15 protein-coding genes and 1 pseudogene are annotated in these 15,420 nt (G+C 51.5%); 14 read left to right on the forward strand and 2 right to left on the reverse strand.

Annotated features, from left to right (window positions below):
* Nucleotides 1-170 precede the first annotated feature (170 nt).
* Both ACQ76X_RS15750 and ACQ76X_RS15755 read left to right on the forward strand, forming a co-directional pair.
* Nucleotides 171-2,471: an FMN-binding protein gene (locus ACQ76X_RS15750; RefSeq protein ID WP_438494950.1), complete on the forward strand. Its 2,301-nt coding sequence runs from the start codon at nt 171-173 to the stop codon at nt 2,469-2,471.
* Nucleotides 2,472-2,690: 219 nt separating this feature from the next.
* Nucleotides 2,691-3,647, forward strand: a complete 957-nt coding sequence (locus tag ACQ76X_RS15755) for a 3'-5' exoribonuclease YhaM family protein (protein ID WP_038587356.1) — start codon at nt 2,691-2,693, stop codon at nt 3,645-3,647.
* 90 nt (nt 3,648-3,737) lie between these two features.
* Here the strand turns inward: ACQ76X_RS15755 and ACQ76X_RS15760 are convergent, their stop codons facing one another.
* Complete coding sequence (locus tag ACQ76X_RS15760; RefSeq protein WP_341090802.1) at nt 3,738-4,394, reverse strand: 3'-5' exonuclease; 657 nt, start codon at nt 4,392-4,394, stop codon at nt 3,738-3,740.
* 152 nt (nt 4,395-4,546) lie between these two features.
* On the opposite strand from ACQ76X_RS15760, the pseudogene ACQ76X_RS15765 reads away from it, so the two are divergent.
* Together ACQ76X_RS15765 and ACQ76X_RS15770 are read left to right on the forward strand one after the other, a co-directional pair.
* Nucleotides 4,547-5,017: pseudogene (locus ACQ76X_RS15765) on the forward strand (TerD family protein); the annotation flags it as partial.
* Nucleotides 5,018-5,218: 201 nt separating this feature from the next.
* Nucleotides 5,219-5,890, forward strand: a complete 672-nt coding sequence (locus ACQ76X_RS15770; protein ID WP_438494986.1) for a vWA domain-containing protein — start codon at nt 5,219-5,221, stop codon at nt 5,888-5,890.
* A 42-nt stretch (nt 5,891-5,932) separates the two neighbouring features.
* On the opposite strand, the gene ACQ76X_RS15775 is transcribed toward ACQ76X_RS15770, so the two are convergent.
* Complete coding sequence (locus tag ACQ76X_RS15775; protein ID WP_438494951.1) at nt 5,933-6,496, reverse strand: GNAT family N-acetyltransferase; 564 nt, start codon at nt 6,494-6,496, stop codon at nt 5,933-5,935.
* 293 nt (nt 6,497-6,789) lie between these two features.
* Between ACQ76X_RS15775 and ACQ76X_RS15780 the strand changes: the two genes are divergently transcribed.
* From ACQ76X_RS15780 to ACQ76X_RS15825, 10 genes are all read left to right on the forward strand, one after another.
* A complete protein-coding gene (locus ACQ76X_RS15780; RefSeq protein ID WP_038587362.1) occupies nt 6,790-7,683 on the forward strand; it encodes a LysR family transcriptional regulator in 894 nt (297 codons plus the stop codon).
* Nucleotides 7,684-7,806: 123 nt separating this feature from the next.
* Complete coding sequence (locus ACQ76X_RS15785) at nt 7,807-8,322, forward strand: GNAT family N-acetyltransferase (protein WP_438494952.1); 516 nt, start codon at nt 7,807-7,809, stop codon at nt 8,320-8,322.
* Between the two features lie 4 nt (nt 8,323-8,326).
* The gene (locus tag ACQ76X_RS15790) at nt 8,327-9,223 is read left to right on the forward strand and encodes a transporter substrate-binding domain-containing protein (RefSeq protein ID WP_438494953.1); all 897 of its coding nucleotides are present in this window, start codon (nt 8,327-8,329) and stop codon (nt 9,221-9,223) included.
* Nucleotides 9,224-9,256: 33 nt separating this feature from the next.
* The gene (locus ACQ76X_RS15795) at nt 9,257-10,039 is read left to right on the forward strand and encodes an amino acid ABC transporter permease (protein WP_341119688.1); all 783 of its coding nucleotides are present in this window, start codon (nt 9,257-9,259) and stop codon (nt 10,037-10,039) included.
* The gene (locus ACQ76X_RS15800; protein ID WP_076114528.1) at nt 10,039-10,749 is read left to right on the forward strand and encodes an amino acid ABC transporter permease; all 711 of its coding nucleotides are present in this window, start codon (nt 10,039-10,041) and stop codon (nt 10,747-10,749) included. Before ACQ76X_RS15795 ends, ACQ76X_RS15800 begins: the two co-directional genes overlap by 1 nt.
* Complete coding sequence (locus ACQ76X_RS15805; RefSeq protein WP_076114529.1) at nt 10,746-11,498, forward strand: amino acid ABC transporter ATP-binding protein; 753 nt, start codon at nt 10,746-10,748, stop codon at nt 11,496-11,498. The genes ACQ76X_RS15800 and ACQ76X_RS15805 overlap by 4 nt, the downstream gene beginning before the upstream one ends.
* A gap of 11 nt (nt 11,499-11,509) precedes the next feature.
* Nucleotides 11,510-12,526 carry an LLM class flavin-dependent oxidoreductase gene (locus ACQ76X_RS15810; RefSeq protein WP_438494954.1) on the forward strand — a complete coding sequence of 339 codons (1,017 nt, stop codon included), beginning with the start codon at nt 11,510-11,512 and terminating at the stop codon, nt 12,524-12,526.
* 49 nt (nt 12,527-12,575) lie between these two features.
* On the forward strand, nt 12,576-13,757 hold the full coding sequence (locus ACQ76X_RS15815) for an amidohydrolase (RefSeq protein ID WP_438494955.1): 1,182 nt from the start codon (nt 12,576-12,578) through the stop codon (nt 13,755-13,757).
* On the forward strand, nt 13,754-14,929 hold the full coding sequence (gene solA, locus ACQ76X_RS15820) for an N-methyl-L-tryptophan oxidase (protein WP_438494987.1): 1,176 nt from the start codon (nt 13,754-13,756) through the stop codon (nt 14,927-14,929). Before ACQ76X_RS15815 ends, solA begins: the two co-directional genes overlap by 4 nt.
* A complete protein-coding gene (locus ACQ76X_RS15825) occupies nt 14,929-15,408 on the forward strand; it encodes a DinB family protein (RefSeq protein ID WP_438494956.1) in 480 nt (159 codons plus the stop codon). The genes solA and ACQ76X_RS15825 overlap by 1 nt, the downstream gene beginning before the upstream one ends.
* Nucleotides 15,409-15,420 lie beyond the last annotated feature (12 nt).

The raw sequence follows: 15,420 nt of genomic DNA on the forward strand, positions 1-15,420 counted from the left end.
TAAGAGCTCTTCTATGGTGCATGGGATAGCTGACGCGGGATGGGAAAGGGGGGATGACCTCTTAGGAGGAAGCAGGATCTTCTTCTTAAGAAGGGATGAGAGATGGCCAAACGGAAGATCAGCTGTAAAGTGCTACATACTACTGGAGATATGGTAAAGGAGAATACTCATTGAAAAAACTGATTTCTTTGACTGTAAGCGCAGCCTTGTTGCTTGCGCCAATCGCTTACACAATTAATGCACCTGCACTGAATTTGAAGGTGGATGCGGTTTCTGCCGCTTCGGAAGAAGCAACGGCTAAACCGGAAGCAACACCAAAGGCAACAGCCAAACCGGCTGCAACGCCCAAAGCGACTGAAAAACCAGCAGCAACAAAGAAACCGGCTGCAACGCCCAAAGCGACTGCGAAGCCAGCTGCAACAGCGAAGCCAGCTGCAACGGCTAAACCAGCTGCAACAGCTAAACCAGCTACCACAGCTAAACCGACTGCAACAGCTAAACCAGCTGCAACAGCTAAACCGACTGCAACAGCTAAACCAGCTGCAACAGTTAAACCGGCCGCTACTGCTAAGCCTGTAACGGTTCAACAAGATGTGTATCAAGACGGGGTATATGTAGCTTACGGCGATGCTTACTCCAAAGGTACCGAAGGCGCGAAAGTTACGATTAAAGACGGCAAAATCGCTTCCATTGATCTGCTGAGAACATCTCCGAAGCTGATCGACAGAAATGTCCGTGAGAATTACAGCGGCCTCTGGACGGCATATGGTCTGATGAAAGACAGACTGCTCGGCAAGACAAGAGTCGGAGCTGCTGCAGTGGATGCTGTTTCCGGCGCAACCCGCTCCAGCAACGGCTGGAAATTGTCGGTAGACAGAGCGTTTGAAAGAGCGCTGAAAGTAAAACCGGCTGACGCCACTTATTTCAAAGGCGACATCATGGGTATCGACCCTCAAGGTAAATATGCGGTATTCGCAACCTACGATGCTGCCAAGCTGACTGCGGTTAAACTGTATCCGCTGACAACAAGCGGAGATTTCGTGGATGAAAAAACCTACACTGCAGAGCAAACTGCAGCGATTGCGGCAATCACGCCTGTACTGCTCGCAAACGGTTCGTCCGCACAACCTGTAGCCGGATTTGAAGCTGAATCCAAAGCTGCAATTCAGGCATTCTGGGATGCAGAGCAGAACGCCCTCATCAACAACACTTCCGCTTATGTTGACGGCTTCTACTCTTCCTACGGTACTGCAAGAAGCGTAGGCGTGGAAAGAGCCGATATCGTTATCCGCAACGGCAAGCTGGTAAATGTGAAGCTGTACAGACTGGGTTCCAATCTGGTAGACAGAGGCGCAACTGCTTATGCAGAAGTTGTAAAAGCAAATGCACCAATGACAGCCAAATTGCTTGCCAACGGTTCTTATTTGGCCAATTATGATGAAAAGGTAGACGGTATTTCCGGCGCTACCGAAAGCAGCCATGGCTGGAACCAAGCTGTAGAAAGAGCTTTCGAGAAGGCGCTGAAAGTTCCTGCAGAAGGCAAATATTTTGAAGGCAAATTCGCCGGCGTAGACAACCAGAACAAAGTCCTGCTGCTGGTCGACATTGCTGCCGACAAAGTAAGCGGCATTAAAGTAAGCCTCTTTGCAGCTGACGGCAAAATTATTGCCGATGACAAGCTGACACCTGAACAAAAAACTGTAGTTGGACTGCTGACTGCAGGTTTGCTTGAACAAGGCGTGGATTTGACGGATGTTCCGGGTCAAGAAGCTTTGTCCAAAGCGGCAAAAGCAGCTCTGACAGACGCTTTGACCAATGCTTCCAAAGTACAAGGCACTTATAAAGACGGCACTTTCACCGCTTTCGGTGATGCTTATGATAAAGGAACCAACAGAGCAGACGTAACTCTGCGCAACGGCAAGATTGTGAATGTTGCTCTTTCCCGTGTAGGTATGAATATGGTGGATTTAGGAAAAGCGGCTTATGCTGAAGTTCAAAAAGCAATTCCGCAGTTGACTACCAGCTTCCTTGCTGCAGGAACAAGAGAAGGTGTACAATCGGTAGATGCCATCTCCGGCGCTACAAGCAGCAGCAATGCACTGAAAGCTGCCGTAGACAGAGCTTATGGTAAAGCTGAAGTTGTAGAAACCGACAAAGCAGCTTACTTCGATGGAATTTTCATTGGAGCAAGTGCCGACAAATCCGTCAATGTCATGGTTACTGTCAAAAATAATATCCCTGTGTTGATGCTGGTCTATTATCTCGACGGTGCCGGAAAAGTGAAGACCCCATATCTATTAACACCGGCTGAGCTTGCGGTGAAGACAGAAATTGAGTCCACTTCCAGCACGAATGGACTGCATAAATACGGATACCGTCCGGCAGCCTTCGGAGCCAATGATGCTGAGAAGGATGTTTCCGCCAAAGCAGTAGAAGCAATCAAAGCTGCGCTGGAAGCAGCAGGCAAATAATACAGCAACGTCTATAGAGGAGGTTATTCAGGCCCTGTAAATGGCTCTGGATAGCCTCTTTTTGTGCTGTAAGCAAAGGCTATTGACCTGCTTGGTACAGGCCCGGGCATAATTATGAATCGTTATCGTATAGTAATTTAAAGGGATTTCGAAGGTGAATGTCAAAAGTTTAATATACACAGCAGGATATAATACCTGCTAGTAATGGGAGGCTCCAACATGACACTAATTAAACAGCTATCTCCGCAGGACGAATTTGTCGGGTTCTATCTGTTACGGGAGCTGACGCTCAAACAGACAAACGGTACTCCTCCAAAGGATTATTTTGATATTGTACTCGGTGATTCAAGCGGTCAGATAACAGCTAAATATTGGGATGTCAGCACAACTGATAAAGAAACCTTTTTCCCCATGGCGCTGGTGAAGGTGCGCGGCATAGCGCATACCTACCGTGAGAAGCTGCAGGTCAAGATTACCAAGATCAGACTGGCCAATGAGACGGACGGTGTATCACTCACTGATTTTATCCGGTCTGCGCCAATCCGTCCCGTTGATCTTATCCATACGATTAAAGGGGTGATGAGCAGCATTGCCGATCAGGAGATTTCCGCAATCGTCTCCTTCTGCGTCGGCAAGGTGGAAGAGAAGCTGATGCATTATCCCGCAGCCAAGACCTATCACCATGCTTATTTTGCCGGACTTGCCTATCACATGGTGCGGATGCTGGAGATTGGGGATTTTCTCTGCAAACAGCGTCCGTTCCTGAACCCTGATCTGATGAAGGCGGGGATCATTCTGCATGATATCGCCAAGCCGGAGGAGATGATTTCCCAGTTTGGCATTGTGTCGGATTACAGTGTGCAGGGGAAGCTGATCGGTCATATCTCGATGGCGTCGAACTGGATTACCGAGGCCGCGATTCGTTTAGGTTTTACTCTGGATTCGGAAAAAGTTATCGCGCTGCAGCATTTGGTCTTATCCCATCATAATCTGGGCGAATGGGGAAGCCCTGTTCAGCCGCAAACGGCGGAAGCGGTGGCGCTGCATCATATCGATGCGATGGATGCCAAGCTGCAGATGGTGGAGGATGCGCTGGATACGACCCCGGAAACAGAAGAATGGACACCGTTTATCCGCGGACTGGAGAACAAGGCGGTTTACCGGTCGAAAATCTAGAATCGTCAAAAAAACGCAAAGAGCAGGTCTTCTTGAGTAACCGAGAAGACCTGCTCTTTATTTTGATCCACAGTAGGTTGCCGGGATGTCTCAGAAGCGCTGCTCAAAAGGTGCTGCCGGGAGCAGCGGAACCCGTTTTTTGCCGGGTTTCTTTGCTGCTTTTTTGGGTGGTGATTTAAAAGGAGTATATCCGCCCGAATACATCGTTCCGGCTTTATAGCCTTGACTGTCCGCGAGCAGCAGCGGTTCGAATTGCTGCTGCTGTTCCATCAGCTTCAATAAGATGATAGCCGCAGCCCGGGCATCATCGAGTGCATCATGATGCTTCAGACGGATGCCGAAATGCTGTGAGATTACATTCAATTTATGGGAAGGCAACTCCTGGAGCATTTTTTTTCCCAGCAGATAGGTGCACATATATTGAAAATTCGGGTAGCTGGTCCCTGAGGCATCCAGACAATAACGCAGCACGCTCATATCGAAGGCGGCATTATGCGCCACGACGATTTCGCCTTGCAGCAGCGGTTCGAGCAATGGCCACAGCTCAGCAAAAGTAGGCTGCCCCTGGACCATTGAGGGCGTGATCCCGTGAATAGCGATGTTCATCCCGTCAAACCGCTGGCGCGGGTCAATCAGCCAGACATGCTCGGCTGTAATAACGCCTTCTCTAACCTGGACAAGACCCAGGGAGCAGGCGCTGGAGCGGCTGGAATTTGCCGTCTCAAAGTCAATTGCTGTAAAGTTCATTTGGTAAAGCCCCTTATCTATCAGGTATATCATTAATACTAAAGTAGTGAGGGGGTAAATACAATCTAGCAATTTTACAAAACCTTGTGAGTATGATACTCCTTATATATGAAAAATTGGAAGAGTACATCGAGGAATGAGGAGATGAGGTTATGCTGCAGCTGCTAAAAGGTCAAAAGGTAGATGTAACTAAAGGGAAAAACGTAAATGAGATTACATTATCCTTCGGATGGTCAACCGCTAATCAAGAGATGGGGATAGATGCCGCTGCTTTTTTGTTGTCGGAGCGGGGACGCTGCGAACGTGATGAGGACTTTATTTTCTATGGAAATCCGATATCACAGGATGGAGCCGTAACACACACAGTCTTGAACCAGGGGGATAAGGAAAGTCTCTCGGTTTCATTGTCCCGTCTGCCGCAGCAGGTTGCCCGGATCGCCTTGACATTGACTATCTATGAAGGCGAACAACTGAATCACCGCATGAAAGATGTATCCGGCCTTTATCTGAAGCTCCAGGATCGTCAGAGCGGCGAGGAACTGCTCCGTTTTGAGTATGGCTCTGATTTATCCGATGAGACAGCGATCGTAGCAGGAGAATTATACCGCCATAACGGGGAGTGGAAATTTAACGCCATCGGCAGCGGTTTTAATGGAGGCTTGGCTGCACTATGCGTCAATTTTGGACTTGAAGTGGAAGAGGCGGGTTCTGCGGAGGTTGCTGCTGCAGCTGAAGTGCTGGCACCGCTTGAACCGCCTTCACCAACGCCGCCGCCAGCACCAGCCGAGCTGTCTGCTCCACCGGAACCTGTAAAGAATTCTGTCCTGTCTACCATTGATCTGCGCAAAAAAATAGTTCAGTTCACACTCGAAAAGAAGCAGTTGACCGGAGTAACAGCCCGGGTTGGGGTTGTGCTGGATATCAGCGGCTCGATGAGAGATCTGTATGCCCGCGGCATCGTGCAGGAGGTTGTAGAACGGATATTGGCCGTTGCCTGCAAATTTGACGACAATGGCTCGCTGGATGTCTGGGTGTACGATAACGAATTCAGCCGGCTGCCCCCGGTTACGGAACGGGACTTTGAACAATACGTACAAAGACATATTCTAAAAAATCCTTCGATTCATAAATTCGGGCGGAACAATGAACCTCCGGTGATGGAGGATGTGATCCGCAAGTATACCAAAGAGGATAAGGATTCTACTCCGGTATTTATCATATTTATCAATGACGGAGGCGTCTTGAAATTAACCAAAAAGGTGATTATGAAGGCAGCTGTCCAGCCGATATTCTGGCAGTTTGTCGGGATCGGCAATTCGGATTTCGAAGTGCTGGAAGGATTGGACAACATGACCGGCAGAGTCGTGGACAATGCGGACTTTGTTCACTTGGACCGGATTGAACGGGTATCGGATGACGAGCTGTACGACAGGCTGCTCAATGAATTTCCGCACTGGCTGAAGGCGGCCAAGGACAAACGGATTCTCTCGACGTAAGGGGAATATCAACATTTTTGCGAGAATAGGCTGGCCCATGGGCTAGCCTATTCTTGTGGTTAGGGGTTGTTCCCTCTCAGCACCGGGGAAGGATTGCAGATCCAGCCGGAAACCTTTAACCAGAGTATTCCCGTTCATAATATCGGTCTCGAAATGCCGTTTGAAGCCCAGCCGTTCGTAGAGCCTGATCGCCGAGACCATCATATCCGAGGTGTGCAGGTTCAGGGTGGAGGCGCCCAACCCACGGGATCTCCGGGCGGCTTCCCGAATCAGGAGTGCAGCAACGCCGCGGCCGCGTACGTCAGGGGAGACGGCAAGCAGGCGCAGTACAGGGGAGTGGATGCCAAGCTCCGGCTTGCCGTAAGCCGTTTCCGAGGAGGTGAACAACAATGCGCTACCGACAATCTGCTGGCCGGTTTCAGCGATGATGCGCGCGAACGGGGCATCACCGTGTACGGAATCAAGGATTGAATTCCGGTACGCTTCCCACTGCGGCTCAGGCATGTCGGCAGAATATTGGCTGTATGCGGACAGCAGCACTTCGGCGATGGCTTCGCGCTCATTATCTGCAGCGTCACGAATAATGATCTCTTTTGACATATTCACGATATACCTCCCTTACATAAGTCAGGTAGAAAGATCAGGCGAATGACATTATTATAACTGACAAATCGCATAGACATAAGAGGAATTTAATGATTCTGATAAATGAATAGAAAAGTTCTATCCATCTTTGTGACTTATTTAATGGAAATCCGACTGAAATACACGGAATATGTGTTGACAAAAAAATACGCCGTGAATAAGATATATACAAAATCTATAAGAACGCATCGCCATAAATCATTGTTAATTCATCGGAATAGTAAAATTAAAACCCGACTAAGGGGGGGCTAGGTGTGAACATTGAAAATATTGAGGCCTTTGTGTACATCAACCATTATGGAAGCTTCAATAAAGCGGCCGAAGTCCTGTATATCTCGCAGCCGACAGTTACCGCCCGCATACAATCGCTCGAACGGGAGCTGGATTGCCGGGTATTTGACCGGCTGGGCAAGCAGATTAATCTCACCGATAAAGGCAAGCAGTTCCTCCCCTATGCCCAGCAGATTCTCCAGGTCTATCAAACCGGCAAGCATCAAATACAATCGAAAGGACATATTCCCAATGAGCTGAGAATCGGCAGCACTGTCTCGGTGTCCAATTATTTGATGCCCCATCTGCTGCTTCATCTGAAGCGCAGGTATCCGCATATCACGATCAAGCTGACGACAGCGTCCACGGAAGTGCTGATCAGCAAGCTGAAGTCGAAGGAGCTCGATCTGGCTTTTATCCGTAAAGTCGTAAATCCGGCGATTCAGGCTTTTCCATTCTGCGAGGACCCCATTTCGCTGTATGTGCACAAGGGGCATCGCCTGGCCAAGGGAGGCCGTGCTTCAATACAGGATATCCGTCAGGAGACGCTGGTTTTCTTTGAATGCGGCTCTTTGGACTGGATGCGGCTGCACCGTGTATTTGAGAGTATGGAGCAGCCGCCGAATATTGAATATCAGGTGGATAACCTGGAGACGGCCAAGAAGCTGGTGCTGAAACAAGCAGGGATTTGCTTTCTACCGGCACTCAGTGTGCAGGAGGAAGTGGCGGCAGGGACGCTGATCCGGGTGGATATCGCGGAGACGGAAGGGATTTCGCTGCGGACCAGCCTGATTTCCCTGAACGGGGAAAATGCGGAGTTTATCGAAACCCTGCTGGAACTTAGCATAGGCAAAGCCGGAGATCGACTTCTTGTATAGATGTATTAAAAAACTCTATTAGCGCATGGATACCTGCGGTGATAAAGTTAATTGCATAATCATAATCACGACTAATTCGATAGGGATTATAAAATTAAAACTCGAAAGGTTGGAGGGCATGTGATGGGTGAAGTATACCGGCTGGCAGAACAGAAGGATGCGGAGCAATTACTGGATATTACATATCGTGCCTATCAGCTGATTCGTGAACTGGGGCTGCATTGGCCGGCGGCAAACGCCGATCTGGCGCTGGTTGAAGACAATATTTCAACCAATGAATGTTATGTGCTTGAAGTCAGCGGAACGATTATTGCGACAATCACTTTGTCAAAAGAAGAAGAGGTCAAGAAGCTCAGCCCGCTGCCTTTTATCAAATGGTTCGCCGTGAGTCCGGAATACAGCAACAAGGGCTATGGCGGAAAGCTGCTGGATTGGGTAGAGGAGCATATTATTCTCGGACAATTGGGCTCACCCGAAGTCACTCTGGCAACGGCGAAAAAACATCCGTGGCTGGTTGAGATGTATGAGCGGCGGGGTTATGAAAGGTTCCTGGAGCTTGACCCGCAAAATGGCGACGGCATCATGTATCTGCTGAAAAAGACACTTATAAACAAACCACATTTCATTCAAAGGGGATAGAAACATGAAGAAGTCAATCTCACTGGTATTTGCATCAATACTCACGCTGGCGATTGCCGGCTGCGGAAATAACAGCAATAGTGCTGGCGGCAACAACACGGACAGCAGCAAGAGCGGGAATGTGGCAGAAGCTGCAGCACCGGCTAATGCGCAAGGGGGTAATGCTTCGGCAGAGCCGGCCAAGGTAACGAAGATCATCGTGGGCACAGGCACAGGTTTTCCAAAAGTCTGCTACATCGACGAGAACGGCAAGCTGACCGGGTTTGATGTGGAGCTGATTAAAGAAATTGACAATCGCCTGCCGGAATATGAATTCGAACTGCAGACGATGGATTTCAGCAACCTGCTGCTGAGTCTGGAAACCAAAAAAATCGACCTGGTCGCCCATGTTATGGAAAAAAATCCGGAGCGCGAGCTGAAGTATTCTTTTAACAAAGAAGCTTACGCCCACTGGAGAAACCGCATTGTGGTGGCTAAGGACAATGAGTCGATTCATTCGCTGGATGATCTGAAAGGTAAAAAGGTGCTGACGGGTGCAACCAGTGCACAGGCGCAAATTCTTGAGAACTACAATAAAGAGCATGAAAATGCGATTAACATCGTGTACCAAAACGGTACGGCTAACGATACAGCTGCCCAGATCAGCTCCGGCCGTGTAGACGCCACGCTGGCTGCCGATTTTGTCCTTCCGATCATTGATCCGCAGAGCAAGCTGAAGGCAACGGGCGACGAGCTGTCATCGGCAGATATTCTCTATGTGCTGCGCAAGGATGATGCTGATTCGCAGAAGCTATCGGATGCGATTGACGGTGCGATCAAGGAGCTTAAGACAGACGGTACACTGGGCAAGCTGAGCACGGAATGGCTGGGTGCGGATGTTACAGCGAATTCGGTTCAATGATTAAGCCTGTGAGTGTGGGAAGGGAGGGAGTTTATGGGCGAACCATTTGATATCAGCTATGTATTTTCATTTTTGCCTAAGCTGCTGGGGACGTTAAACACCACACTGCTGATTGTCGCCTGCTCGCTGCTGGCAGGAATTATAGTCGGTTTTCTCGTGGCTCTGCCCCGCCTGTACAAAGTGCCGGTGCTGAAAACCTTCTCTGAAATCTATATTTCTTTTTTTCGGGGAACGCCGATTCTGATCCAGCTCTTCCTGTTCTATTACGGGCTGCCTGAAATTCTAAAACTGGTTCATGTGGATATGACCCGGACGCCGGTGCTTGTCTTTGTGATTCTAACCTACGGCCTGCATACGGGGGCATACATGTCCGAAATGATCCGGGCTTCTGTGATGGCGGTGGATAAGGGGCAGGTGGAGGCTGCCTATGCTACGGGAATGACGGGGTTCCAGGCTTTTACGCGGATCGTATTGCCGCAGGCGCTCGGCATCGCGATTCCGGTATTCTCCAATCTGGTGATTGCGCTGCTGAAAGATACATCGCTGGCCTTCACGCTTGGTGTGATGGAAATGACGGGCAAAGCACAGACGCTTGGCAGCTTGACACAGCATTTTATCGAAACCTACATTGCCCTTGCCCTGATCTATCTGGTCATCAGCTATACGATTGAGAAGCTGCTGCTTGTGGCGGAGCACCGGCTGCTGCGGCATGAAAAGCGGAGCACCCCTGAGAAAAAATCGTTTAGGGTCCACAAAAATTGGTCCTACCGGCGCATTATTGCGGAAATGGGATCGGGTAAAGGAGGCGCAGGATAATGAAACTGGATCCATCATTTATCTGGACGGCGTTCCTGCAAATCTTGAGCGCCATTCCTACCACCCTATATATTACAGTTGTCTCCGTGTCAGTGGGCCTTCTTATCGGCATTTGTGTCGCATTGATCCGGATTTACAGAGTGCCAGTCCTGTATCCGCTGGCGGTCGGGTATGTCACCTTTATCCGGGGCACTCCGATGCTGACGCATCTGCTGCTGATTTATTTCGGACTTCCTGTCCTTATTGACGGACTGGCCGCCCACTTTGGCTGGGGGTTCAGGTCGGTGTCGGTTCCGATGATCGGTTTTGCCTATATTTCGTTCTCAATTACAGCTGGTGCTTATATGTCCGAGGTCGTCCGTTCCGGTCTGCTTGCCGTGGACCGGGGCCAGCTGGAAGCTGCACATTCCATAGGTATGACCACCCCTCAGGCCCTGCGGCGGATTGTCTTTCCCCAGGCGCTGGCGGCAAGTCTGCCCAATCTGTCCAATTCCGTTATTGGTATGCTGCATGGGTCAACGCTTGCTTTTACCGTATCCGTAGTGGATATCAACGCCAAGGCGCAGATTGTGGCTTCGACGAACTGGAAGTTCTTTGAGGCGTACCTGGCGGCGGCGCTGATCTTCTGGGGGCTTACATTCCTGATCGAGCGGCTGACGTCCCTGATCGAGAAACGGATCAATCTTTACAATCGAGGTGGAGTGGCATGATCAAGCTGGAGCGTATTTCGAAGTCGTTTGGACGAAATCAGGTGCTGAACAATATTGATTTAACCGTCACCAAAGGCGAGGTTGTTGTCATCCTCGGCCCCAGCGGCTCAGGCAAAACTACCCTACTGCGCTGCGTGAACTACCTGGAGAAGCCCAGTGACGGGGAGATTGCCATCGGCGATTTCAAAGTGAACTGCAGGCATGCACGCAAAAAAGAGATTCATCAGCTGCGGCAAAAAACGGCGATGGTCTTCCAGCAGTATAACCTTTTCCGGCATAAAACCGCGCTGGAAAACGTGATGGAAGGGCTGCTTATCGTCAAAAAGCTTCCGAAGGAGGAAGCGAAAAAACGGAGTATCGCTTTGCTGGAGAAGGTGGGGCTTGGAGCCAAGCTGGACGCCTATCCAAGCCAGCTGTCGGGCGGGCAGCAGCAGCGGGTAGGCATTGCCCGCGCCCTGGCGCTGGAGCCGGAAGTGATTCTGTTCGACGAGCCTACGTCGGCGCTGGACCCGGAGCTGGTGGGCGAGGTGCTGGCCGTCATCCGCAAAATTGCCAAGGAAGGCATCACTATGATTGTCGTGACGCATGAAATGGGTTTTGCCCGCGATGTCGCCAATCACGTAGTGTTCATGGATGGCGGTGTGATTGTTGAGGAAGGGACACCGACAGAGTTATTCAATCATCCGCGTGAAGAAAGAACGAAGCAGTTCCTAAAGCGGATTACACCGGAACTGAACTATTCCATTTAGGAGGCCAAAATATGGCGATTACAATAAGCGTCCTCGACCAAAGTCCAATTTATCCGGGGGAAACGCCGGAAGAAGCCTTCTTGCATACGATTAAGCTGGCGCAATTATCCGAGCAGCTGGGATTCCGCCGTTTCTGGGTGTCGGAGCATCATGACTCCGGGCAGGTAGCGGGTTCATCCCCGGAGGTGTTGATTTCTCATCTGCTCGCCAAGACAGAACGCATCCGTATAGGCTCCGGCGGCATTATGCTTCAGCATTACAGCCCTTATAAGGTAGCGGAGAACTTTAACGTGCTGGCTTCGCTTGCACCGGGGCGGGTGGATCTGGGGGTTGGCCGTGCTCCCGGGGGGCTGCCAAGGAGCACACAGGCATTGCAGCAGGGCAGCTTTGAACCCTCCAGCCTGACGGACAAGATTATCGAACTCGAAAAGTATGTACATAACCGGCTGGAGGAAGACCATCCGCTGGCGGGGCTGAAAGCAGGCCCGATTCCAGGGACACCTCCCGAAATTTATGTGCTTGGCGCGAGTGTAGCCAGTGCGGAAATCGCTGCCGGACTGGGGTTGCCGTACGTATTCTCTTTATTCATCAATGGGGATCAGGCGGTAGCACTGGAAGCGATCGAGACTTACCGCAACAACTTCGAGACTTCGCCGGGAAAAGAACCCCGGGCAATTATTGCGCTGTCTGTCCTGGCTGCCGAAACCGAGGAGGAGGCCAAAGAACTGGCAGGAGCGCATAAGCTGATCCGGATTAATCTGGCCAGCGGCAAAACACTGACGGTTGCTACCCGGGAGCAGGCGGAGGAATTTACCCGGCAGAGTACGGAAGATTACACCATTGAAGAGCGGGAGCCGGAAATTACAAAGGGGACAAAAGCCAGCGTGCGGCAACAATTGCTGGCGTTGTCCTCAGCGTCTGGCGTCGACGAGTTTATCGTCACGACCAATGTGCAGCCCTTCGATAAGCGGATCCGTTCCTTTGAACTGCTGCATGAAGCACTGGCCGAAGTGCCTGCGGAGGCCTGACAAGAAGGGGCTAGTCCGATAAACATTATCGAAGGGAAGGAGGGCTTTCATGACAAGCAAAACCGTCGAGCCCAGCGCGGAGGCGTTCTATGAAATCATAACCGGGATCCGGCGTCATTTGCACCGTTATCCGGAGCTGTCCAACGAAGAGTATGAAACTACGAAATATATTACAGCCCTGCTGGAGCAAGCCGGAGTAACTACCCTGGATTATGGGCTAAAGACCGGCGTTGTCGCGGAGATCGGCGGACTGCAGGAGGGTCCGGTAATCGCCCTGCGTGCCGATATTGATGCCTTGCCGATTCAGGAGGAAACCGGATTATCCTATGCCTCACAACATCCCGGTAAAATGCACGCCTGCGGACATGATTTTCATACCGCGGCACTGATCGGCGCTGCTTATCAGCTTAAACAACAGGAGAAGGAATTGAAGGGAACCGTACGCCTGCTGTTCCAGCCTGCGGAGGAGAAGGCGAAGGGTGCGCAGCAGCTGATAGCCAGCGGGGTGCTGAAAGATGTCCGTGCAGTGATTGGAATGCACAATAAGCCGGATCTGCCGGTCGGAACCATCGGCATTACAAGCGGCCCGTTGATGGCTGCTGCGGATGGTTTTGTGGTTGAGATCAAAGGAGCAGGATCACATGCTGCTGTGCCGGAGGCCGGAGTCGACCCTATCGTGACAGCTTCACATGTGGTGACTGCACTCCAGTCTATCGTCAGCCGCAATGTCAGCGCATTGCACAGTGCAGTAATCAGTGTGACGCAACTTCACAGCGGGAACTCATGGAATATTATCCCGGAGTCTGCAGTGCTGGAAGGCACGATTCGCACCTTCAATGAACAGGTGCGCGGCGAGGTACTTGAACGATTCAGTCAGGTGGCGACCGGTGTAGCCGCTGCTTTAGGAGCAGAAGCGGCTGTTCGCTGGATCGAAGGTCCTCCGCCGGTAGTCAATGATGCCGCGCTTGCACGGCTTGGAGAGCAGACGGCAGAGGAGCTGGGCTACACCTCCGTGAAGCCGGTGCCTTCACCGGCTGGTGAAGATTTCGCCTTTTATCAGCGGGTGGTTCCCGGATTGTTCGTCTTTATGGGCACCGCCGGAAGCCGGGAGTGGCATCATCCTTCCTTCAATCTCGATGAACGTGCACTGCCGGTAGGCGCCACATTCTTCAGCAATCTGGCTGTACGTTATTTGGAACAGTTCTCCTCGGAGGGAGGTGCAGTGACATAACGAAACACTCTGTTTATGACGTGATTATCGTCGGGGCGGGTTCAATGGGCATGAGTGCCGGTTATCATCTCGCCCGGCGGGGGATCAAGACATTGCTGATCGATGCCTTCGATCCGCCGCATACGGAAGGAAGCCATCACGGAGAGCCGCGGTTGATCAGGCATGCCTACAGCGGTGACCCCACCTATACTGACTTGGCCCTGCGTGCCCATGTGCTGTGGAAAGAAGCGGAGCAGCAAAGCGGAACCGAGCTGCTTGTGCCTTCGGGAGTCTTGAATCTGGCAGACGGCGCAGTATATTCTTTCCGCAGCCAGCTGGCGGAAGCCGGGAAGCGTAAGGTAAGAGTGGAGCAGCTGGATGCGCAGGAAATCCGCCGGAGGTGGCCTGCCTTGACCCTCCCGGATTCGTTCGAAGCCATGTATGAGCCGGATGCCGGATATCTCTACAGTGAGAGATGCATCGCCGCTTACCGGCAACTGGCATTGGCTCATGGTGCAGAGCTGCTGACGAATACAGCAGTACTTCATGTGACTGCGCGCGAAGGAAGTGTCACGGTCCACACGAAGAACGGGGAGGTTCATGGAGGGGCGGCCATTCTGAGTGCCGGGGCCTGGTTTGGCGCGCTGTCGCCATTCATCACACTGCCGATTAAGGCGATCCGCAAGGTTGTCGGCTGGTTTCAGAGTGCGCCGGCTTTTGACAGCGGAAACTTCCCCGGATTTACACTGGGCACCGAGGAAGGCGGATATTACGGCTTTCCCAGTATTGGCGGAGCTGGCCTGAAGATCGGGCGGCATGACACGGGCTTGGAATGGAAGCCGGGTGAGAAGCTGGCTCCTTTCGGCACTGAAGAGAGTGACGAAGGGGATCTCCGCCGTGTCCTGGAGGCGTATATGCCCGGCGCAGCCGGACGGCTGCTGAAGGGGGCAGTCTGCAAATATGAGCCTACACCGGATGAGGATTTTATTATCGACCGTCATCCTCTTCATCCGAATGTGCTTCTGGCCGGCGGGTTCTCGGGGCATGGCTTCAAATTTTCCAGCGTTGTGGGGGAAATCCTGGCTGACTTAGCGGCAGACGGACAGACCCGCCACAATATCCGGCCGTTTTCGTTAGCACGTTTTGAGACACCGGGTCAATCGCAAGCCGGACAACTTTTGGAGGGGATCTAATGGGCAATGTGCAAATCAGGGATTATTTGAATACGCATCAGCAGCTGGTTCAGGCACTGGAGGATTTGACGGAGGAGCAATTAAAATGGAAGGCCGGGCCGGCCAGCTGGAGTGTAACCGAGGTGCTGGCTCATCTGGCCGATCACAGCATAGTGGTTTCATTCCGCATCCGCGATATTCTGGCGGGTACCGAAGTACAGCTGCCGGTCTTTAATCAGGATGCCTGGGTCAGCGGCCAGTATGCCAACAGCGGGAATGCCGCCGACAGCCTGGAGTTGTTCCGCAGCCTGCTTCACTACAACAGCCTGCTCCTCGGACGGCTCAACCCGGAAGACTGGGAGAAAAGCGGCATTAACTTCAAAGGGGAAACGGTCAGGATTACGGACATCGTACGTTTGTTTACTGCACATGTACAGACCCACCTTGGCCAGATCGAACGTATCAAGCAGAGTTCTAACGCAGCTTCTTATATTCAATAATTAAGAGGAGGA

This window comes from Paenibacillus sp. IHBB 3054 (assembly GCF_051594305.1).
Taxonomy (GTDB): Bacteria; Bacillota; Bacilli; order Paenibacillales; family Paenibacillaceae; genus Paenibacillus_AQ.